At 70.9% G+C, this 20,348-nt stretch carries 24 protein-coding genes; 13 read left to right on the top strand and 11 right to left on the bottom strand.

Features of this window, described 5'->3' with window-relative positions; translation table 11 throughout:
* Positions 1-101: 101 nt before the first annotated feature.
* Positions 102-491, bottom strand: a complete 390-nt coding sequence (locus FV234_RS14300; protein ID WP_147753979.1) for a tautomerase family protein — start codon at positions 489-491, stop codon at positions 102-104.
* A 95-nt stretch (positions 492-586) separates the two neighbouring features.
* Between FV234_RS14300 and FV234_RS14295 the strand changes: the two genes are divergently transcribed.
* Positions 587-1,447 (top strand): LysR family transcriptional regulator, encoded by an 861-nt coding sequence (locus tag FV234_RS14295; protein ID WP_147829942.1) that lies wholly within the window; start codon positions 587-589, stop codon positions 1,445-1,447.
* Positions 1,448-1,451: 4 nt separating this feature from the next.
* Here FV234_RS14295 and FV234_RS14290 read toward each other — a convergent pair whose 3' ends face one another.
* From FV234_RS14290 to secB, 3 genes are all read right to left on the bottom strand, one after another.
* Complete coding sequence (locus FV234_RS14290; protein ID WP_147754732.1) at positions 1,452-1,853, bottom strand: hypothetical protein; 402 nt, start codon at positions 1,851-1,853, stop codon at positions 1,452-1,454.
* Positions 1,850-2,092: a DUF433 domain-containing protein gene (locus FV234_RS14285; protein WP_147829940.1), complete on the bottom strand. Its 243-nt coding sequence runs from the start codon at positions 2,090-2,092 to the stop codon at positions 1,850-1,852. The genes FV234_RS14290 and FV234_RS14285 overlap by 4 nt, the downstream gene beginning before the upstream one ends.
* A 130-nt stretch (positions 2,093-2,222) precedes the next feature.
* A complete protein-coding gene (secB, locus tag FV234_RS14280) occupies positions 2,223-2,723 on the bottom strand; it encodes a protein-export chaperone SecB (protein ID WP_147754730.1) in 501 nt (166 codons plus the stop codon).
* A 456-nt stretch (positions 2,724-3,179) separates the two neighbouring features.
* On the opposite strand from secB, the gene FV234_RS14275 reads away from it, so the two are divergent.
* From FV234_RS14275 to dnaQ, 4 genes are all read left to right on the top strand, one after another.
* Complete coding sequence (locus FV234_RS14275) at positions 3,180-3,896, top strand: Tim44/TimA family putative adaptor protein (RefSeq protein WP_147829938.1); 717 nt, start codon at positions 3,180-3,182, stop codon at positions 3,894-3,896.
* A gap of 31 nt (positions 3,897-3,927) precedes the next feature.
* Positions 3,928-5,115 (top strand): murein transglycosylase A, encoded by a 1,188-nt coding sequence (locus FV234_RS14270; protein ID WP_147829936.1) that lies wholly within the window; start codon positions 3,928-3,930, stop codon positions 5,113-5,115.
* Between the two features lie 337 nt (positions 5,116-5,452).
* Positions 5,453-6,139 (top strand): Smr/MutS family protein, encoded by a 687-nt coding sequence (locus FV234_RS14265; protein WP_147829934.1) that lies wholly within the window; start codon positions 5,453-5,455, stop codon positions 6,137-6,139.
* A 67-nt stretch (positions 6,140-6,206) separates the two neighbouring features.
* Positions 6,207-6,935 carry a DNA polymerase III subunit epsilon gene (dnaQ, locus tag FV234_RS14260; protein ID WP_147829932.1) on the top strand — a complete coding sequence of 243 codons (729 nt, stop codon included), beginning with the start codon at positions 6,207-6,209 and terminating at the stop codon, positions 6,933-6,935.
* Between the two features lie 32 nt (positions 6,936-6,967).
* Here dnaQ and FV234_RS14255 read toward each other — a convergent pair whose 3' ends face one another.
* Both FV234_RS14255 and FV234_RS14250 read right to left on the bottom strand, forming a co-directional pair.
* Positions 6,968-7,333 carry a helix-turn-helix domain-containing protein gene (locus tag FV234_RS14255; protein WP_238272662.1) on the bottom strand — a complete coding sequence of 122 codons (366 nt, stop codon included), beginning with the start codon at positions 7,331-7,333 and terminating at the stop codon, positions 6,968-6,970.
* Positions 7,330-7,602: a BrnT family toxin gene (locus tag FV234_RS14250; RefSeq protein ID WP_147829928.1), complete on the bottom strand. Its 273-nt coding sequence runs from the start codon at positions 7,600-7,602 to the stop codon at positions 7,330-7,332. Before FV234_RS14250 ends, FV234_RS14255 begins: the two co-directional genes overlap by 4 nt.
* A 101-nt stretch (positions 7,603-7,703) precedes the next feature.
* Here FV234_RS14250 and FV234_RS14245 point away from each other — a divergent pair, with 101 nt between their 5' ends.
* Together FV234_RS14245 and FV234_RS14240 are read left to right on the top strand one after the other, a co-directional pair.
* Positions 7,704-8,138, top strand: coding sequence for a CopG family transcriptional regulator (locus tag FV234_RS14245; protein ID WP_238272668.1), 435 nt, complete (start codon positions 7,704-7,706; stop codon positions 8,136-8,138).
* A 47-nt stretch (positions 8,139-8,185) separates the two neighbouring features.
* On the top strand, positions 8,186-9,499 hold the full coding sequence (locus FV234_RS14240) for a PHB depolymerase family esterase (protein ID WP_187273688.1): 1,314 nt from the start codon (positions 8,186-8,188) through the stop codon (positions 9,497-9,499).
* A gap of 297 nt (positions 9,500-9,796) precedes the next feature.
* Here the strand turns inward: FV234_RS14240 and panC are convergent, their stop codons facing one another.
* The 4 genes from panC to bla form a co-directional block, all read right to left on the bottom strand.
* A complete protein-coding gene (panC, locus tag FV234_RS14235; RefSeq protein ID WP_147829926.1) occupies positions 9,797-10,654 on the bottom strand; it encodes a pantoate--beta-alanine ligase in 858 nt (285 codons plus the stop codon).
* A 129-nt stretch (positions 10,655-10,783) separates the two neighbouring features.
* Positions 10,784-11,134 (bottom strand): hypothetical protein, encoded by a 351-nt coding sequence (locus FV234_RS14230; protein ID WP_147829925.1) that lies wholly within the window; start codon positions 11,132-11,134, stop codon positions 10,784-10,786.
* Positions 11,135-11,214: 80 nt separating this feature from the next.
* On the bottom strand, positions 11,215-11,706 hold the full coding sequence (locus FV234_RS14225) for an aminoacyl-tRNA deacylase (protein WP_147829923.1): 492 nt from the start codon (positions 11,704-11,706) through the stop codon (positions 11,215-11,217).
* Positions 11,706-12,587 (bottom strand): class A beta-lactamase, encoded by an 882-nt coding sequence (bla, locus tag FV234_RS14220; RefSeq protein WP_147829921.1) that lies wholly within the window; start codon positions 12,585-12,587, stop codon positions 11,706-11,708. Before bla ends, FV234_RS14225 begins: the two co-directional genes overlap by 1 nt.
* 148 nt (positions 12,588-12,735) lie before the next feature.
* Here bla and mnmE point away from each other — a divergent pair, with 148 nt between their 5' ends.
* The gene (mnmE, locus tag FV234_RS14215) at positions 12,736-14,040 is read left to right on the top strand and encodes a tRNA uridine-5-carboxymethylaminomethyl(34) synthesis GTPase MnmE (RefSeq protein ID WP_147829919.1); all 1,305 of its coding nucleotides are present in this window, start codon (positions 12,736-12,738) and stop codon (positions 14,038-14,040) included.
* A gap of 264 nt (positions 14,041-14,304) precedes the next feature.
* Here mnmE and FV234_RS26235 read toward each other — a convergent pair whose 3' ends face one another.
* The gene (locus tag FV234_RS26235; RefSeq protein WP_187273687.1) at positions 14,305-14,454 is read right to left on the bottom strand and encodes a hypothetical protein; all 150 of its coding nucleotides are present in this window, start codon (positions 14,452-14,454) and stop codon (positions 14,305-14,307) included.
* A 366-nt stretch (positions 14,455-14,820) separates the two neighbouring features.
* Here FV234_RS26235 and mnmG point away from each other — a divergent pair, with 366 nt between their 5' ends.
* The 5 genes from mnmG (at position 14,821) to FV234_RS14190 (ending at position 19,882) form a co-directional block, all read left to right on the top strand.
* A complete protein-coding gene (gene mnmG, locus FV234_RS14210) occupies positions 14,821-16,701 on the top strand; it encodes a tRNA uridine-5-carboxymethylaminomethyl(34) synthesis enzyme MnmG (RefSeq protein WP_147829917.1) in 1,881 nt (626 codons plus the stop codon).
* Positions 16,701-17,333, top strand: coding sequence for a 16S rRNA (guanine(527)-N(7))-methyltransferase RsmG (gene rsmG / locus FV234_RS14205; protein ID WP_147829915.1), 633 nt, complete (start codon positions 16,701-16,703; stop codon positions 17,331-17,333). Before mnmG ends, rsmG begins: the two co-directional genes overlap by 1 nt.
* A gap of 72 nt (positions 17,334-17,405) precedes the next feature.
* On the top strand, positions 17,406-18,251 hold the full coding sequence (locus FV234_RS14200) for a ParA family protein (RefSeq protein WP_147829913.1): 846 nt from the start codon (positions 17,406-17,408) through the stop codon (positions 18,249-18,251).
* Between the two features lie 204 nt (positions 18,252-18,455).
* On the top strand, positions 18,456-19,352 hold the full coding sequence (locus FV234_RS14195) for a ParB/RepB/Spo0J family partition protein (protein ID WP_147752578.1): 897 nt from the start codon (positions 18,456-18,458) through the stop codon (positions 19,350-19,352).
* A gap of 278 nt (positions 19,353-19,630) precedes the next feature.
* The gene (locus FV234_RS14190; protein ID WP_147829911.1) at positions 19,631-19,882 is read left to right on the top strand and encodes a hypothetical protein; all 252 of its coding nucleotides are present in this window, start codon (positions 19,631-19,633) and stop codon (positions 19,880-19,882) included.
* The last annotated feature ends 466 nt before the right edge of the window (positions 19,883-20,348 follow it).

Here is a 20,348-nt window from a genome sequence, read left to right as displayed (position 1 = left end):
CTTTCGGTGGGGCCGCGACCTGTCGGCGGGGCGCGGGCGGCGTCCCCTCGTGAACCCGCCGAGACGCGCACAGGCTCACCCCGCGTCGCCGCGCCGGATCGTCACGCCGGCGGGCCGTAGCTCATCAGCCCGTCGCCGAGCGACCAGTTTTCGCGTGAGACCTCGACGAGGGTCACGAGCACGTTGCCGGGCTTCACGCCCGGATCCCGCCCGAGGTTGCGGGCGATGGCCGCGTAGAGCGCCCGCTTCTGCGCGGTGTCGCGGGTGTCGTTGGCGATGATCTGGATCATCACGAGGTCGTCGTCCCGCGCGATGCCGAGGTAATTCGGATCGTAGATGAAGGCCGAGGCGGCGTGCTCATGGATCACGGTGAACTGGTCGTCCTCGGGCACCGCGAAGGTCTCGCGCATCGCCGCATAGAGGCCGGCCGCGAGCGCCGCGTGGAAGGCCGGGCTCTTGCCGGCGCGAATCGAGATGCGGGTCAGGGGCATGGCAGGGTCCTCGTTTCGGAGCGAGGACAGGATTGCGTCGCGTCGTGATAACGGAAAGATATGCTCTGCTATATCTGCCATAACGGATCGTTGTGATGCCGCCCCGCCCGCTCGACATAGACAGCGTTCAGGCCTTCGTGCTCACCGTGGACCTGGCGAGCTTCACCCGCGCCGCCGAGGCGCTGGAGACCTCGCAGGCCGGGATCAGCCTGCGGCTCAAGCGGCTGGAGGACCGGCTCGGCTGCCGCCTCGTCGATCGCACGCCGCGCAACGTCCGGGCCTCGGCGCAAGGCGAGTGCTTCCTGCCCGCGGCCCGCGGCCTGCTCGCCGCCCACGACCGGGCGATGGCCGACCTCGTCGCGGCGCCCCCTGCCCGTCTGGTCCTCGGGATCAGCGACCACGTCGCCGGCCCGGACCTGCCCGCGCTGCTGCACCGGCTCGGGCTTGCCGGTTCGGGCCTCGTCGTCGAGGTGCGGATCGCCTCCTCGCGCGACCTGATGCGCCTGTTCGATGCGGGCGAGCTCGACGCGGCGATCGTCCGAAGCGAGGACCCGACCGATGCGGGCGGAACGGTGCTGGCCGAGGAGCACCTCGCATGGTTCGCCGCCCCCGGCTTCCGGTTCGAGCCCGGCGCGCCCCTGCCGATGGCGACGCTGGCCGGCCCCTGCAACGTCCGGGCGGCGGCGCTCCGCGCCCTCGACGCGGCCGACCTGCCCTGGTGCGAGACTTTCGTCGGCGGCGGCGTCCTCGCCGTCGGCGCCGCGGTCGGGGCCGGGCTCGCGGTTGCGGCGCTAGCCCCGAGCGTTGCGCCGGCCGGCGCCCGCGACGTCGGCGCCGCGTTCGGGCTGCCGGCCCTGCCGCTCACCCGGATCGTGCTGCACGTCCGGGCGCCGGACCCGCGCGCCGCCGCGGCCTTGCGGACGCTGGCAGCGGCGTATCGCGGCGCGGCGCGCTGAGGGCTCATCCCTTGAAGGTCGGAACCGGCGGCAGGTCGGCCACGACGAGGGTGTCGCCTTCGAAGCCGCGCACCGTGCGCGTGCCGTCGAGGTTCATCAGAAGGTGCCGCCCCGGGGAGGCCCGGCGGATCGTCTCGGCGATGTCGGCGGCCCGTGCCAGCACGACGCCTCTGCGGTTCAACGGCAGGGCGACGACGGCGACGGCAGCGCCCTTCAGGCTCTGTTGGAAGGCCATGTTCTTGTCGTTGGTGAGCAGCACCGAATAGCCCGCCGCCTCCACGCGGCGAAGGAGCACGCCGTTCCGCAGGCCGATCCAGGTCGGATCGAACGCGGCGGCGTCGAGACCGAGGGCACGGAGCGCGCCGGCCAAGCTCCGCGGCACGCCCTCGTCCAGCACGACCTTCATGCGGCCTTCGGCGCCGCCAGACCGGCCGATGCGAGCTGCAGGACCTGCACGACGTCGCCACGGTCGAGCGTCGGATAGTCCTCGAGGATGTCTCCGATCGACAACCCGTCCGCCAGGTTCTCGAACACCACCTCGACGGGGACGCGCGTCCGCCGGAAGACGCGGCGCCCACCGAGTATGCCGGGATCCGAGGTGATCAGGTCGTCCAGCGACAGCGGTTCCTCGCACTCGGTCGTCATCGATCGTCGTCCGGCTCGGTTGTCGGTCGGCGCAGGATGCGGCGTTTACCGTGAAAACGAAACAGCCCGTCCGCGCGAACGGCCGGGCTGTCGTCGGGGCGGGGGCTTAAGCCCCCGAGTGGAATCGAAATCAGGAGGCGAGCGGGCCGGTCGCCTCGGCGCCGCCCTGCGCTTCCATCGCCTTCTGGCGGTAGAGGCCGACGAAGTCGATCGGATCGATGTAGAGCGGCGGGAATCCGCCGTTGCGCACAGCCTCGGCCACGATCTGGCGGGCGAACGGGAACAGCAGGCGCGGGCACTCGATCATCACCGCCGGGTGGACCTGGTCCTGCGGGATGTTGCGCATGCGGAACACGCCGGCATACTTCAGGTCGAAGGCGAACAGCACGTCGCCGTTGATCTTGGCGTCGCCCTCCAGCGTCAACTCGACCTCGAAGTCGGCCTCGGCGAGCTGCTGCGCGTTGACGTTGACCTGGATGCTGATCTGCGGACCCTGGCCGTCCTGGGGCTGGAGCGAGCGCGGGGCGTTCGGGTTCTCGAAGGACAGGTCCTTGGTGTACTGCGCGAGCGCGTTGATCGCGGGGGCCTCGTCGGCCTGACCGTTGCCGTTCGGTGCGGGGGAATCGGCCATGGCGGGTCATCCTTCTCGAAAGATCGAACACCGGCCGCGGGCCGATGGCTAGGGGTGACCGCCTTGCCCGTGTGGTCGCGCGGTCGTTCAGCAGAGGCCCGGCGGCTAACATGCCCGCCCCCGGTGGACAAGCGAGGCGCCGGCAGCCGCGGATGCAGCGCGGGGTCTCCGTAGACGGTCGCCGTCCGGTGAGCCCCGGCCCGGCGCGACGACGCGGCCGGTGCGATCCCCCGCGATGCCGCCTGGAACCGGCCGGCGCATTGCCCCATATGCCCATTGCCCCCTATGCAAAGGGGGACGCGGCGCGTTCTCCGCGAGGCCGGCCACGCCCGCGGCGGATTCGTGCGGCATGACCGGACTCGCGTGCGACCCCTCTCGGATTTCCCGTCAGCCGCGCGCACGGGCCAAGGCTGCGGCCGCGGTCCGGGCTCCACGGCGGCCACCATCGGATCGGTGATGCAGGACAGCTTCGACGTGACGACGATCATCTTCCTGGCGCTCGCCGTCTTCGTGATCTGGCGGCTGCGCTCGGTCCTCGGGCAGAAGACCGGCACCGAGCGCGCACCGTTCAAGCCGGTGGACCGCAGCCGCACCGAGCCCCAGCCCGGCCGCAGCGAGGGCGACAACGTCGTGCGCCTGCCGGGCGCCGACCGGGCGCTCCCCGAGCGCAACGCCGAGACCCAGGCGCGCGACTGGCGCGGCATCGCCGAGCCGGGCTCGGCGGTGGCCCGCGGCCTGGAAGCGATCGTCCAGGCCGAGCCCGGCTTCGAGCCGCGCGCCTTCCTCGAAGGGGCCAAGGGCGCCTACGAGGCGATCATGATCGCCTTCGCCAAGGGCGACCGGAAGACCCTGAAGTCCTTGCTCTCCCGCGAGGTCGGCGACGCGTTCGAGCGCGCCATCGCCGAGCGCGAGAAGAACCGCCAGACGGTGGAGACCACCTTCGTCTCGATCGACAAGGCCGAGATCGTCGCCGTCGACGTGAAGAACCGCGTCGCGCAGGTGACGGTGCGGTTCCTCTCGAACCTCATCACCGCCACCCGCAACGCCGACGGCGTCGTGGTGGACGGCAGCGCCGAGGCAGTGGTCGAGGTGCCCGACGTCTGGACCTTCGCCCGCACGCTCGGCACCCGCGACCCGAACTGGCAGCTCGTCGCCACCGAGGCGGGCGCCTGAGGCCGTCCACGCAACCGATCGTTCCCGACCTATGGCACTCCGACGCCTCCCCCGCCCGACCGCAGCGTTCCGCGCTGCGGTCGCTCTCGTTTCAGGGATCGCCCCGGCCACCGCCGAGCCGCTGCGCGTCGGCAACGCCGTGCTGGAGCCGGTGGAGCTTGCCGCCCTGCCCGGCTGGCAGGCGGACGAGACGCGGGCCGCGTTCGAGGCCTTCCGGCGGACCTGCGCCGCGCCCGGCCCCAACCCGCCGCAGGCCGCCGGCGTCGCGGGCTATCCTGCCGACCTCGCCGCCGCCTGCACGGCCGCCGCCGCCCTCGCACCGGATCAGGCGAAGGGCTTCTTCCGCGAGCGGTTCTCCGCCTACCGGGTCGTGCGCCCGGCAGACGGCACCGAGCCCGAGCGCAGGGCCGGGTTCCTCACCGGCTACTTCGAGCCGCAGCTCGACGGATCGCTGACCCCCGGCCCCGGCTACACGGCAGCCGTGCTCGCCCGTCCCGACGACCTCGTGACCCTCGGCCCCGGCGAGACCCGTCCCGGCCTCGATCCGGCTCTTCGCGCCGGGCGGCAGGGGGAGGCCGGGTTCGAGCCCTATCCCGACCGCGCCGCGATCGAGGATGGGGCGATCGCCGCCCGCACCCATCCGCTGCTGTGGCTGCGCGACGCCGTCGACCTGTTCGTGCTGCAGGTGCAGGGCTCGGGCCGCGTCCGCCTGCCCGACGGCACGGCGATCCGCGTGCTCTACGACGGCAAGAACGGCCGGCCCTACACCTCCATCGGCAAGCTGCTGGTGGGGGAGGGGCACTTGGCGTTGAACGACCTCAGCCTCGCCCGCTGGACCGCGTGGCTGCGCACGCACCCGGACCACGCCCGCCGCCTGATGCGGATGAACGCCTCCTACATCTTCTTCCGCATCGAGCCCGTCGTCGATGCGGCCCTGGGTCCGCCGGGTGCGGCCGGCGCACCCTTGAGCCCCGGCCGCAGCATGGCTGTCGACAGCGGCCTGTGGCGCTACGGGCTGCCGTTCTGGCTGGACGGCAAGCTGCCGGGACAGCCAGGCAGCGGGCACCTCGTGATCGCGGCCGACACCGGCTCGGCCATCCTCGGCCCGGCCCGCGGCGACCTCTACGTCGGCACCGGCGCGGCCGCCGGCGTCGCGGCAGGCGACCTCCACACCAAGCCCGGATTCATCGTGCTGCTGCCGAAGCCGGCCGCGCCATGAGCGGGCTTATCGATGGTTCGCAGGCACCCACCGATGCGCGCCTCGGCCCGCTCCCGCTGACCGACCGCGCAAATCCGGTTTTCGGCCCCTCCCCGTCATTCCGGGGCGCCGAAGGCGAGCCCGGAATCCAGAACCCCAGGTCGTTGTCCAGCCTGGCACGTCGGCGGCTCTGGATCCCGGGCTCTGCTGCGCAGCCCCGGGATGACGGGGAGGGGGTTGGATCAGGATCGACCCCTTCGGCTCCGATCACGGTGACCTGGACGACGGGACCTCGCGAGACAGGATCGCGCAGGCTCCTCGGCGGCTGCATGTCCCAACTCCTTCGCAGAGTTCCGGCATGAAACCGCCGCGTCGGCCGCGGGCGCTGTCCCGCGAGGATGCGCATCTGTGGGGGGAGATCGCCAAGCTGATCACCCCGCTGCGTGCCCGCGTGACGCTGCGCAAGCCCAAGCTAGCCGCCGTGGACGCCACGCCCGCCGCGAAGGCCACGGCGAAGAATTCGCCGGCTAAGGGCATCGCCAGGAAGCCGGCGCCTGCACCGAAGCCCGTGCCGGCGATGCCGGTTGCCATCCCCGGCCCGGTCGCCGTGGTCGCGCCGGCGAAGCCGGTGAAGCGCGTGGTCCGGCTCGGCGCGGGCGCGCCGCCGGCCCCGGCCGCGCCGGTCCGCCCGGCCTTCGTCCCAGCCCCCGCCCCGCCCGGGCTGGAGCGTCGCGAGCGGCAGCGGATCAGCCGCGGCCTGCTGGCGATCGAGGGTCGGATCGACCTGCACGGGCTCTACCAGGCCGAGGCCCATGCGGCGTTGGTCGGCTTCCTGATGCGGGCGCGGGCCGCCGGCCACGCGCGGGTGCTGGTCGTGACCGGCAAAGGCGGCGAAGACGCCTACGCGGAGCGCGGCGTGCTGCGCCGCTCGGTGCCGCACTGGTTGCGCGGCGCGGACCTGCGCCCGATCGTGCTCGGCTTCGAGGAGGCCGCCCGCCACCACGGCGGCGCCGGCGCGCTCTACGTCCGCCTGCGGCGGCGTTGAAGGCGCGGGTTAACCGGCGCAGGCTAATTGGGTAGGCGAAGCGGGGAAGCGTTCGGGACCGAACATCATGCACGACGTCGTACGCGAGATCGTCCTCGACACCGAGACCACCGGCATCGATCCCAAGACCGGCGACCGGCTGATCGAGGTCGGCGCGGTCGAGCTCCTGAACCACATTCCCACCGGCCGGACCTTCCACAAGTACTGCAACCCGCAACGGGCGGTCTCCGAGGGCGCCTTCAAGGTGCACGGCCTGTCCGACACGTTCCTATCCGACAAGCCGCTGTTCTCGGAGATCGCCGACGCGCTCGTCGCATTCTGCGGCGACGCCCGCCTGGTGATCCACAACGCGCCGTTCGACGTCGGCTTCCTCAACATGGAATACGCCCGGCTCGGGGCGAAGGCGCCGCCGCCGATCGTGCTCGAGAGCGTGGTCGACACCCTGCCAATGGCGCGCCGCAAGCATCCCGGCGCGCCGGCAAACCTCGACGCCCTCTGCAGTCGCTACGGCATCGATACCAGCCGCCGCACCAAGCATGGCGCCTTGCTCGACGCGCAGATCCTGGCGGAGGTCTACATCGAGCTGCTGGGCGGCAAGCAGACCGGGTTCGACCTCGGCGCCGGCGCTGTGGCCGAAGCGGTCGCCGACTTCGGCGCCGAGAGCGTCGTCCGCACTGCCCGCACCACCCGCGCCCGCCTCACCGACGCCGAGCGCGCGCGCCACGCCGCCTTCCGCGCAAGCCTCGGCGTCAACGCGATCTGGGCCGAGTACATCGGCGAGGATTCTGCGGTCTGACGATGGTCGATCGATTTACACGCCCGCGGGGATCACGAGGTCCCGGTGGACCTGTCCGATTGTCCGCCCAAAGCGTCCATGGCGGCTTCGGGCATCCGCGAGACGACGACGAGGAGAGCCGCCGCCGCCGGTTCCAGGGTGACGCGTCCCTGTTCCCAGTTGCGCCAGGTGCCGAGGGGAATGCGCAACGCCGCGGCGATTTCCTTCTGCGTCAGCCCCAGACGCACGCGAAGCGCCTGGGGCGACTCGACCACGCGGGCGACATCCGGCACGGGAAGGTCGCCGTAGCCGTCTTCGCTTCGGTACGCCTCGATCTGTGCCTCGGTGGTTGCGTCCAGCTTGGCTCGATCGACCGTCGGCGCATGCGTGCGGAGTTCGCTCAGACTGATCTTCGTCACAAGGCACGCTCCTTCCGATGCGACGGCCATGCGGTGATGATCCAACGGATCGGCGCGCCTGCTTCGGTCGTCCGGTCGCCATAGACCACCATGTAGAACGTGCCGTCCCGGACGCCGACCGCGACCATCCGGATCTCACCGTCGTCCGTCCGGGTGTCCTGCCACGCGACCACCCGATCGAGGAAGATCCCGGTCGCATCCGCGAAGCCGCAGCCGCGCGCTCGCTCCTTGCGGGGCTGGCCCTCCGCCCCATGACCGATCCGCCGCATCACGTCTTGCTGCGCCGCCGCAAGATCGTATTGCAATGCAAAAACCGCTTCCCATATGCCATCCACACGGATGGTGACGGGATGGTGACGGGATGGTAGCGATGATGGAAGCGATGGTGCGGCCCAGAACCGCGAAGGTGCCGGCCCGGCAGCCCGACAGCGAGAAGATCACGATCAACCTCGGGCATGTCGATCTCGGGCATGTCGATCTCCTCGTCGCGGAAGGGCTGTTCTCGAACCGCAGCGACTTCATCCGCACCGCGATCCGCAACCAGATCGAGCGGCATGCCGACGTGACGCGCCAGTCGGTGGCGCGGCGCAGCGTCGAGCTCGGCCTGCGCCACATCGACCGGGCGAGCCTCGAGGCGGCACGGGCCGAGGGGCGGATGCTCGACATCCGCGTGCTCGGCCTCGCCACCATCGCCGCCGACGTGACCCCCGAACTCGCCCGTGCGGCGATCGCCTCCCTCGACGTGCTCGGCAGCCTCCAGGCCAGCCCCGCCGTCCGCGCCGCCCTGGCCGACCGGCTGCGCTGAGCTGCCCCGCCCTTTCCGATCCGCCCCCGGCGATCCGAGGACATCCCATGACCGATCCTTCCGAGCAGATGCGCGACCGCTTCGCCGACATGATGGAGGCGACCCGGCTCACCGGTGCGGGACGCCTCGCCGAGGCGACCGACCTGATCCAGCGCAGCCTCGGCGGCCTCGCGACGCCGCGGGACGCCCCGAAGGCGATCGAGCCGCCGACCCTCGACCTGACCGCCGAGCGCGTCGACGACCCCCCCCGTGCCGCGTCCTGGACGCAGGCGACGGCGCAGCCCCAGGCCTCCACCAGGACCGAGAGCGCGCCGAAAAGCGAGACTACGACGAAGACCGAAGCCGGGCTCGCCGGCCCGATCCCCGAGAAGCTGCGTGCCGCCGTGGACGGCGTCGTGCGCGGGCTGGCGCCGGTGCTGAAGGGGTTGGCGGCCAAGGGGCTGACGCCCAAGGGCTTGGCCCCGCAGGCTCCGGGCTTCGGCTTCGCCAAGCCGCAGACGCCTGACCGGTCGGTCGAGACCGCCGCGGGCGCAGGTTCGGTCGTCACCAAGAGCTTTGCCGGACCGGCGGGGACGCGCGAGTATCGCCTGTTCGTCCCGAGCCGGCCGCAGGTTCCGGCGGCCCTCGTGGTGATGCTGCACGGCTGCAACCAGACCGCGGACGACTTCGCCGTCGGCACCGGCATGAACCGGCTGGCGGAGCGTGACGGCCTGTTCGTCGCCTACCCGGTCCAGACCGGCCGCGCCAACGCGCAGCGCTGCTGGAACTGGTTCGAGCCGCGCGACCAGGGCCGCGAGACCGGCGAGGCCGCCATCATCGCCGGCCTCACCCGCGCGGTCATGGCCGGTCATGCGATCGACCCGAGCCGCGTCTTCATCGCCGGGCTCTCGGCAGGCGGGGCGGCGGCGGCCAACATCGCCCGAGCCTTCCCCGACCTCTACGCCGCGGTCGGCGTGCATTCCGGGCTCGCGGCCTCCTGCGCCCGCGACGTCGGCTCCGCGATGATGGCGATGCAGATGGGCGCGCCCGGCCCCGGCGGTGGCGCCCACGTGCCGACCATCGTCTTCCACGGCGAGGACGACACCACGGTGAGCATCCGCAACGCCGACCAAGTGCTGGCCCAGGCGGGCGCCGCCGCGCTGACGCCCGCGCGCGAGCGTTTCGACGGCGACGGACGCCCCTACACCCGCACGCGCTACGCGGACGCGGCGGGCCGAGTGTTGCTGGAGGATTGGCGGGTTCGTGGCGCTGGCCACGCCTGGTCGGGTGGGGACCGGGCTGGCAGCTTCACCGACCCGCAGGGGCCCGACGCCTCGCGCGCCATGCTCGACTTCTTCGCCGCGCATCCCAAGGGGTTTTGAGGGCAGGGGGCGCGGGTCGTCGACGGCCTGCGCCCTCTCGTTCGGCATCCATCGTTCATACGGTTTCCGATCGATGACTTCGCCGGCGCGACGTTTTCCCGGACGCCCGGAGCGTCAGCGGAAGGTGATCCGGGACCCAGCATCATCGAGGGCCGCGTCAGCGGCTCGATCCGAACGGCGCAAGGTTTCGACGCTTCGCGATGCCTTCTGCTGGGTCTCGGATCGGGTTCCGCTGACGCTTCACCCGTCCGGGAAAACGGGCGCGGTGCTCACCGAGCTAATCCACCGGAAATCGTATCAGACCGGGACGTTGTCGATGAGCCGCGTCTTGCCGAGGTAGGCGGCGGCGAGCACGCGGGCAGGGCCGTCGACCCGGGCGAGCGGCGCCAGCGTTTGCGCATCGCAGACCGCAAGGTACTGCACCGAGAACCCTGCTGCCTCCAGGGCGGCGATGCCCTTCGCGATGGCGGGCGGCGTCTCCGCATCGTCCCGCGCCTCCGCCGCGATCCGCGACAGCACCGCGTGGAGCGTCGGCGCGGCCGCCCGCTCCGCGGGCGCGAGGTAGCGGTTGCGCGAGGACAGGGCGAGGCCGTCCGCCTCGCGGACCGTCGGCATGCCGTGGATCGCGACGCCCATGTCGAGGTCGGCCACCGCGCGGCGGATCACCTGCAACTGCTGGAAATCCTTCTCGCCGAACAGGGCGGCGTCCGGCCGGACCTGGTTGAGGAGCTTCGTCACCACCGTGGCGACGCCGGAGAAGTGGCCGGGCCGGAACGCGCCGCACAGGCCCTCGGTGAGGCTACCGACCGTGATCTGCGTGGCGAAGCCGGGCGGGTACATCGTGCCGGCCTCCGGCATCCAGGCCAGGTCCGTTCCCGCCTCGCCGAGCAGCGCGAGGTCGCTCGCGGCGTCGCGCGGATAGCGGGCGAAATCCTCGGTCGGGCCGAACTGGGTCGGGTTGACGAAGATGCTCGCCACCACGCGCGCGCCCAGCGTTCGCGCATGGGCGACCAGCGCGAGATGGCCGCGATGTAGCGCCCCCATGGTGGGCACCAGCACGACGCGCTCCCCTTTCGCCCGCCATGCCGCGACCGTTTCCCGCAGGGCGGCGGGATCGGAGATGGCCCGCGTGTCGGCGGTGGATCGAGAGGGCATGGGCGGCTCCGGCGAGGTCGGCGGACGCTGCCTTAAGCTGCCTCTCCCCGGCATGCCAGCATCGCCCGTCGATTTGTCGAGATCCGTCGACTCACCGAGAACCCTAGCGGACGAGGTCTGCGATCGCCGTCACCGGCAATACGGCAGCAGCGGCCGGCCGAACGGATCGTCGACGCCCAGCGGCGGCGTGAAGCCGTAATAGCTCGGCTTCGACAGGCCGTAGGTCGATCCGACGTAGCTCGGGTCGTCGGGAGCGTTGGTCGGCACCGGCACGCGGCGCGGCAGGCAGCCGGTGCGACGCACGGGCAGGGGGCGAGCCTGCAGGACGTTGTCGCTGCCGTCGCCGCGGGGGAAGTAGCGCGGTGCGTTGCTCGGCAGGTCGTAGGTCGGCGCAGGCTCGGCGCCGAACAGGTCGGCCGCATTCGCCGGCACGGCGGCGAGACCGCAGGCGAGGGCCGGGATCATCCATGTCGCGCGCATGCGCCCGTCGTCCCCTCAGGTCCCGTTTCGCGGCGTTCGGGCGCGCGACGCGACTATCGGCCGTTAAGGTGAATCGAACGTTACTGCTCGGCCAGCACGACCACCTGCGCCTGCAGCGCGGCGACCAAGTCGGTGGTCGCGAGACGCAGCTGCAGGCCGCGTCCGCCGCCGTTGACGTGGATCTCCGGTCGGTCCGCCAGCGAACCTTCGTCGATCAGCACCGGCACCCGACGCTTGGCGCCGAACGGGCTGATGCCGCCGACATGGTAGCCGGTGATCCGCTCGGCCTCCGGCGGCTTCAGCATCGCCGCCGCCTTGCCGCCCATCGCGGAGGCGACCCGCTTCATCGCCACCTCCTTGTCCGAGGCGACGAGCAGGCAGACCGGTTGGCCGTCGACCGCAGCCATCAGGGTCTTCAGGATGCAGCCCGGCTCGACGCCGAGCGCGTCGGCAGCTTGAAGACCGATGCGGGGGGCCTCCGCGTCGTAGGCGTAGGCCACCATCGCGTAGGCGATGCCGGCCTTGTCCAGGGCGCGGGAGGCGGGGGTCGCCCGCGGCGTCGCTTTCGCCATCACAACGCCTCCACGAGGATGCGGCCGATCTCGGCATGGGCCGCGTCGCGCGTCGCCGGCGGCGCCTCCGAGCCGGTCAGGAAGAGACCGGCGACGATCGGCGGACGCCCGGGCGGATGCAGGATCGCCACGACGTTCGACGTGGCGTTGTCGCCGCTTCCGGTCTTGTCGCCGACCGTCCAATCGAGCGGAAGGCCGGCGCGGAGCTTCGTTCGGCTGGTCTCGCACGTGACCATCCAGCCTTCCAACCGCGCGCGGTGCGGCGGGGTCAGCACATCGCCGAGGAGGCAGCGTTCTAGGGTGCCTGTGATCGCGGACGGGCTCGTGGTGTCGCGCGGATCCCCCGGCAGCGCGGTGTTCAAGGTCGGCTCGGTCCGGTCCAGGCGCGTCACCGCATCTCCCTGCCCGCGCAGCCAGGCGGTGAGCGCGGCAGGACCGCCGAGGGCGTCGAGCAGGAGGTTCGCCGCCGTGTTGTCGCTCCATACGATCGCGGCGGCGCAGAGGGCCTCGACGCTCAGCTCCGCGCGCGCGCCGCCCGCATTCGCGAGGGCGGCGCGCGTCACCGGGCCGTAGCTTTGCAGGTCGGCGGCGCCGTAGGCGATGCGGCGATCCAGGGTTTCGGCGCCAGCTGCGGCGCGCGCCAGGATCGCAGCCGCGGCGAGAACCTTGAAGGTGCTGCACATCGCAAACGCCTCGCCCGCACGGTGGCCGAGGAACACGCCCGGGGCATCCCGGAACGCGACGCCGACCCGCCCGCCGAGCCGCGCCTCGACCGCCGCGATCCGGGCGGCGGCCGACGCAAATCGGGCCTCCGCGCGGGTGGCGAGGGCGGGTGCCGCCAGTGCCAAGCCGGCGACGACGGTGCGACGGGTATGAACCATGGCGTCATCATCCCTAGCTGCGCTTCGCGGGCGCCCGGTTTGCGCATCACCCTCCGTCGAGGCAAGCCCAATCCGTCGGCGGCGCGTTTCCGGTTCAGCCGGCGGCGCCCGCGTGTCGGCGAAGGCCGACGAACCAGGACGGAGCCCGATGCACGATTCCAGCACCCTGTTCGCGCCGGCCTCCGGCTTCGGCCGTGCCGCCATCGCGGTGATCCGCATCAGCGGGCCGGCCGCGGCGGGTGTGCTCGTCGCGCTTGCGGGTACCCTGCCGACTCCGCGCCGGCTTTCGCTCCGCACGCTGCGTGATCCGGCCGACGGCATGATGCTCGACAAGGGGATGGTCGCCTGGATGCCCGGACCTGACACGGTCACCGGCGAGGACATGGCCGAGCTACACCTGCACGGCGGCGTCGCGGTGCGGGCGGGGGTGATCCGCGCGCTCACCGCCTTCCCTGGCTGCCGCGCGGCGGAGGCGGGGGCCTTCACCCGGCGCGCCGTGCTCAACGGCCGGATGGATCTCACCGAGGCCGAGGGTGTCGCCGACCTGATCGAAGCGGACACCGAAGCCCAGCGCCTCCAGGCCCTGCGTCAGCTCGACGGCGCCCTCGGGCGCCAGGTCTCCGCGTGGCGGGAGGAGGCGATCGACTGCCTCGCCGCCACCGAGGCGGCCCTCGACTTCGCCGACGAGGGCGACATCGACGATGCCGTGCTCGACCGAGCCGTGCTCGCCCGAGCCGCCCGGCTCCGTACTGCCATCTCAGCCGCACTCGCCGACGGACGGCGCGGCGAGCGCCTGCGCGAGGGGTTTCAGGTGGTGCTCGCGGGCCCACCGAATGCCGGCAAGTCGACCCTGCTCAACGCTATCAGCCGACGCGACGCCGCCATCGTCTCACCGGTGCCCGGCACCACCCGTGATGCGATCGAGGTGCGGCTCGATCTTGGCGGATTGCCGGTAATGCTCGTCGACACGGCGGGCTTGCGCGAGACGAGCGACCCCGTCGAAGCCGAGGGCATTGCGCGAACCCGCCGGCGGATGGCCGAGGCCGACCTCGTGTTGATGCTGGTCCCGCCGGGTGCTGCTTCTGAGGAAGTCTCAGGAACGAGCCGTGTCCTTTGCGTGCGAACGAAGGCCGACCTGGATGCGGCGCCGGGTGCCGACCTCGCTGTTTCGGCGCTGACGGGGCAGGGGCTTCTGCTCCTGCTCGACGCGATCACAGCAGAGGCCGAGGTGGCGCTCGGCGGCGGCGACGCCCTCGTTACCCGCGAGCGTCACCGCGACGCGCTGGAGCGCTGCGTCGCCCACCTCGACCGCCTGCCCGCCGCCACCGGGATGCCGGAACTGGTCGCCGAGGACCTACGCTTGGCCGTACGCGCGCTCGGTGAGGTCGGCGGCCAGGTCGGCATCGAAGAGGTGCTCGACCGCCTTTTTTCGGGGTTCTGCATTGGGAAATAGCCGATGGCTTCATCACCGAGTGGTCACGTGCAGCGGGCGGCGGCTCCCGCTCCCGTTCGGGAGAGGGTTAGGGTGAGGGGACAGAATTCTCCGAAGAGGTCGCACCCCTTACCCTGCCCCTCTCCCGGACGGGAGAGTGGACCCGCGCCTCTTTCTCGATACGCGGTGAGATGCGTGACAGCGGTGGCGGGCGGATCTGTGAAGGATCGGCACGGGTACCGCCGACCAAAGCCCGCAATGTTTCACGTGAAAACCTGCCCCGCCTTATGAGCGGGTGAGAAACATCCCCGTCAGCAGGAAGCCGAAGCCGGCCAAGCCCAGGGCGCCTTCCTTGCGTTGGCTCGGGTCGGTGAAGTGAGCGAGCGCGCCGCCGGCGCAGCAGAGTGCACCCAGGCCGATAGCGATGATGTGCATCGTCTTGATCCTCGTTGGTCGCCCTCACCCGTGCGAGCGAGGTCCGCGATGTCACGAAATCCCGGGTGGCCGGGACGGACGCCGTTGTCCGTTCATAAATCGTTCACAGATTCTCGATGCCATGCAGACCAGTGAGTCGCAAGAGTTTTCGTATGACCCGATAGTGCGAAATTACTCTGAGGCCGGGCGATCCGCAGTGTCCGGATTGAAAACGACAGTCCTGCATTTGATGGTGACTTTGAAAATGTAGTCAAAAATGCCGAGCACGCGAGCAGATTGCTCACGAGGAAGGCAAGCTCCGCTCGGAGGAGCGCCTGTGAGGGGCGGGTGATTGACCTTTTCGCGGGGTGGCGGCACATCCCGGGGATGCCCGAAACGTTTCCACAGGCTTTCGATGTCGTCGTCGTCGGCGGCGGCCATGCCGGCGTCGAGGCGGCGGCCGCCGCCGCGCGGTGCGGCGCCCGCACGGCGCTCGTGACCCACGATGCGGCGACCGTCGGCGCGATGTCCTGCAACCCGGCGATCGGCGGCCTCGGCAAGGGCCATCTCGTGCGCGAGGTGGATGCCCTCGACGGCCTGATGGGCCGAGTGGCGGATGCGGCCGGCATCCAGTTCAGGCTGCTGAATCGGAGAAAGGGGCCGGCGGTGCGTGGCCCCCGCACCCAGGCCGACCGGAAGCTCTACGCGTCGGCGATGCAGGCGGCGGTAGCCGAAACCGAAAACTTGACGGTGCTCGCGGGCGCTTGCGAGGATCTGACGGCTCGCGACGGCCGCGTCGCCGGCATCGTTCTCGGTGACGGGCGGCGGCTCCGCTGCGGCGCGGTGGTGCTCACCACCGGCACGTTCCTGCGCGGGCTGATCCATATCGGCCCGGTCCAGATTCCGGCTGGCCGCGTCGGCGAGGCGCCGGCAATTGGGCTGGCGCAGACCCTGGACCGTCTCGGCTTCCGGCTCGGCCGCCTGAAGACCGGTACGCCGCCGCGGCTGGATGGCCGCACGATCGACTGGTCGGCCATGGAGATGCAGGAGGCCGACGCCGAGCCTGTGCCGTTCTCTGCGCTGACCGATCGGATCACCAACCCGCAGATTCGCTGCGGCATCACCCGCACGACGCAAGCCGTCCATGACCTGATCCGCGACAACCTGCACCTATCGCCAATGTATTCCGGGGGGATCAGCAGCCGCGGCCCGCGCTACTGCCCCTCGATCGAGGACAAGGTGGTACGCTTTGGCGATCGCGAGGGCCATCAGATCTTCCTGGAGCCGGAGGGGCTCGACGACCCGACGATCTACCCGAACGGCATTTCGACCGCGCTGCCGGAGGCCGTGCAGCATCGGCTCATCGCGCTGATCCCGGGCTTGGAGGCGGCGCGGATCCTGCGGCCGGGCTACGCCATCGAGTACGATTATGTCGACCCGCGCGAGCTCGATGCCGGGCTTCAAGCCAAGCGCCTGCCGGGCCTGCTGCTCGCCGGACAGATCAACGGCACCACCGGCTACGAGGAGGCGGCGGGGCAGGGGCTGGTTGCCGGGATCAATGCCGCGCGGATTGCCGGGGGCGCAGCGGTCACGACTTTCGACCGGGCGGAATCCTATCTCGGCGTGATGATCGACGACCTCGTCACCCATGGGGTAAGCGAGCCCTACCGCATGTTCACCTCGCGCTCGGAGTATCGCCTCTCCCTGCGGGTAGACAACGCCGACGAGCGGCTGACCCCGCGTGGGCAGGCGCTTGGCTGCGTCGGGACCCGGCGGGCGGCGCACTTCTCCGCCTCGCAGGCCGAACTCTCGGCCGTGCGGGCTCGGCTCGACGCATTGAGCCTGACGCCGACCCAGGCGCAATGTTACGGCGTCGCGCTCAACCAGGACGGCATCCGCCGCAACGCGTTCCAGCTCCTGTCCTACCCTGATCTCGACTGGCCCCGGCTCGCGGCGGTCTGGCCCGAGCTGAACGCCGTCTCCCCGCGCATCGCCGAACGGCTCCAAACGGACGCCACCTACGCCGTCTACCTCGACCGCCAGAACGCCGACATCGCCGCCTTCCGGCGCGACGAGGCGGTGCGTCTGCCCGTGCGCCTCGATTACGGACGGATCGCCGGGCTCTCCAACGAGATGCGGATCAAGCTCGAGACCGTGCGGCCTGGCACGTTGGGCCAGGCGGCGCGGATCGAAGGTGTCACCCCGGCGGCACTGACGTTGCTGGCGGCGCACGCGCGGCGGGGCGATACGACCGGTGTGGGCGCCTGATGGAAGGCTCGAACGATCGCGACAGCGTCCTCGCCACGGCGGATGTTTCACGTGAAACAGCGCAAAAGCTCGATCTTTACGTGGCGCAGCTGGTGCGCTGGCAGACGATCAAGAACCTCGTCGGGCCGGCGACGCTGGCCGAGGTCTGGACGCGGCACATCGCCGACGCGCTGCAGCTGCTCGATTTGATGCCGGCGGCGCGCACGTGGCTCGATCTCGGGTCCGGCGCCGGCATTCCAGGGTTGATCCTGGCGATCGCCGGGCCGCCAGGCATCCGTGTGGATTTGGTCGAGAGCAACGCGCGCAAATGCGCCTTCCTCACCGAGGCGGCGCGGGTCACCGGTGCGTCGGTGCGGGTACACAATGCCCGGATCGAGGCTGTGATCAGCGATCATCGCGGGGTCGACGTGGTCTGCGCCCGGGCACTCGCCCCCCTTGACCAACTTCTCGCCTGGACCGAGCCGCTGTTGAAAACGGGCACCACCGGGCTGTTTCCGAAGGGTCGCGAGGCTGCTGCGGAATTGACCGATGCCGCGGCGCGGTGGACAGTCGGTCACGAGCTTGTCCCGAGCCGAACCGAGTCGCCCGCCCGGATCGTCCGCGTCACCGCCCTCGCGTCCAAAAGCTCGTAGATCCGATATCCGTCGCGCATACGCGACGCGCACCGATCCGTCACTCCGAGAGCCCAGGTCAGCCAGGCCCCCATGACAAGCGACGCGATTCCCAATCCTGCGGCCGAGGCTCCGGCGCGGCCACTCAGGGTGCTGGCGTTGGCCAACCAGAAGGGCGGCGTCGGCAAGACCACGACGGCGATCAATCTCGGTACGGCGCTCGCCGCCATCGGCGAACAGGTGCTGGTGATCGACCTCGACCCGCAGGGGAACGCCTCGACGGGCTTGGGCATCGACCGCCGGGCGCGCCGCGTCTCCACCTACGAGGTGATGGCGGGCGAGGCTTCGCTGGCGCAGGCGGTGGTGCCGACCGCCGTGCCGCGGCTGTCGGTGGCGCCCTCGACCATGGACCTGCTCGGGCTGGAGCTGGAGCTGGCTTCGCTGCCCGACCGGGCGCACCGCCTGCGCAACGTGCTGAAGGGCCTTCGCGATTCGAAAACCACGCGCGACGTCAGCTACGTGCTGATTGACTGCCCGCCCTCGCTGAACCTGCTGACCATCAACGCGCTCGCCGCGGCCGACGCCGTGCTGGTGCCGCTGCAATGCGAGTTCTTCGCGCTGGAAGGCCTGAGCCAGCTGCTGCGCACCGTCGAGCAGGTGCGCGGTGCGCTGAACCCGAAGCTGACGATCCAGGGCATCGTGCTGACGATGTTCGATCCACGCAACAACCTGTCGACGCAGGTGGTGGCGGATGTCCGCGGCTTCATGGGCGAGAAGGTCTACGAGACCATGATCCCCCGCAACGTCCGCGTGTCGGAGGCGCCCTCGCACGGCAAGCCCGTGCTGCTGTACGATCTGAAATGCGCGGGTTCGCAGGCCTACCTGCGGCTCGCCTCTGAGGTGATTCAGCGCGAGGGCCGGGTGCCGGCTGCGGCTTGAGGGGAAGTGCCTGTCCCATTCGGCGACCTCATCCTGAGGTGCCCGCGCGAGCGGGCCTCGAAGGAGAACTCCAGGCGGCGGGCGATCCCTGGAAGTCTCCTTCGCGGGCTCCGCTGCGCTCCGCCACCTCAGGATGAGGGGCGTGGGTGGGGTTTTGCGAAGACGAGTACGAAGCGTGCGTAACGGAGTGAATGGGTGAGCGGAATGGCGGACGAGGTGGCACGGCCCCGGCTGGGGCGTGGACTCGCGGCCCTGATCGGCGATTTCGGCGATGCGGGCAACGATGCGGGCAAGGTGCAGCCCCAGCGCAAGGTCGCTGTCGAGTTCCTACGGCCGAACCCGCGCAACCCACGCCGCAGCTTCAGCGAGGCCGACCTCGACGAGCTCGCCGCCTCGATCCGCATGCGCGGCATCATCCAACCGATCGTGGTGCGGGCGCTCGGCGAAGTGCCGGGCACGTTCGAGATCGTGGCCGGCGAGCGCCGCTGGCGCGCCGCCCAGCGCGCCGGGCATGACGAGGTGCCGGTGGTCGTGGTCGAGATCGACGACCGCGCCTCCCTCGAATTCGCCATCCTGGAGAACATCCAGCGCGCCGACCTCAACGCCATCGAGGAGGCCTCGGGCTACGAGCGCCTGATGAGCGAGTTCTCCTACACCCAGCGCGAACTGGCCGAGATCCTGGGCAAGAGCCGTAGCCATCTCGCCAACACCCTGCGCCTGCTCAACCTGCCGGCGAAGGTGCAGGAGCGTCTGGTCGCGGCCGAGATCACCGCCGGCCATGCCCGCGCGCTCCTCGGCGTGCGCGCGCCCGAGCTGGTGGCCAAGCGCATCGTCGAGGAAGGGCTGACGGTGCGCGATGTCGAGGCGATCGCGGCCTCCGAGCAGCAGGCCGACGACGTGCCGCGTCCTGGCCGACCTCGAGGCCTGACAGAGAAGACCGCCGAGGTGCGCTCGTTGGAGAGCCGCCTCGCCCTGGCGCTGGGCCTCGGCGTGACCCTCAAGGCGAAGTCGCCCGAGGCCGGTGAGATCCGCATCCGCTACGGCACCGCTCAAGAGTTCGAGGACCTCTGCCGACGCTTCCAGGTGCCGGACGCCGGCTGACCGCCGAGGCTGGGCGGCTGGATTATCGCGGCGTCCGAATCTTTCGGCTGTGCGTCCGCCCGGACGGCTTTCGCGCGCGCTTGCCTTGAAGCACGCCTGCGTCTCTCCTTAGAAGCCAGCCGCGCACTCGCGCGGTGGCCGCTCGATTTCGCGCGCCGATCACCGATCTTAAGACTCGCGCCGGGTTCATCCGTCAGGCACTCGACCCGTCCGCACCTATCGGCCGTCTTCGATCGCACCCGCGGACGGCGCAGACCCTTGGCTCCCACGGACATCCCATGCCCCGCCTCCGCACCGCCCTCCTCGCCGCCGGCCTGTTCGCGCTTCCCGGCGCCGGGCTCGCGCAGACGAACCCCCTGCGCGAGGTGCTGAAGCTGAACTGCACCGGCGACTACCTCGAGCATTGCAGCGAGCATCCGCCCGGCGGCCCAGCGGTCGAGGCCTGCTTCCGCGTCAACCTGAAGAAGCTCTCCCCCGACTGCGCGTCGGCGATCACGCGCTACAAGCGCGAGACGAAGGTCAGGCACTGACTTCCCGAGACCCGCTGAGCGGTGAGATCGGAGATGACCGGTGGCCGAGACGATCGAAGACGTGAAGTGCCTGGTGGTGCCGGCCCTCGTGGTGGCCGGAGGCCTTGGACTGGACCGGCTGCCACGCTGACGTGCGCCGTGATGAACCGCCGGGTCGCGGTAGCCGCATCGACTGCGGGGTGCCCCGAGTTGGTCGCCACGGCGATGTGCATCCCCTCCCCCGCACAGGGGAGAGGGAAGAGCGGCGCGCTTGACCGGCCTCGTGCGCACGCCGTCGGCCGATGGCTGTGCGGTCGCATTCTCATCACGCGAGCCGACGTCCACCGCGCTTGAAGATGTTCTAGCAGGCTGCTGCAGAAGTCTGTGGCGGTGTGGCCTTGGAGATGATTCGCTCTGCCTGAGCGAGAGGCGGGGTTTGATCGATGCGCGGACGTGAGGCGGCCTCGACCAACCTGTTCAGCTACGT

The sequence above is a fragment of the Methylobacterium sp. WL8 genome, assembly GCF_008040045.1.
Taxonomy (GTDB): domain Bacteria; phylum Pseudomonadota; class Alphaproteobacteria; order Rhizobiales; family Beijerinckiaceae; genus Methylobacterium; species Methylobacterium cerastii.
The sequence above is the reverse complement of the archived record's forward strand: the minus strand, read 5'-3'. Positions and strand labels throughout refer to the sequence as shown.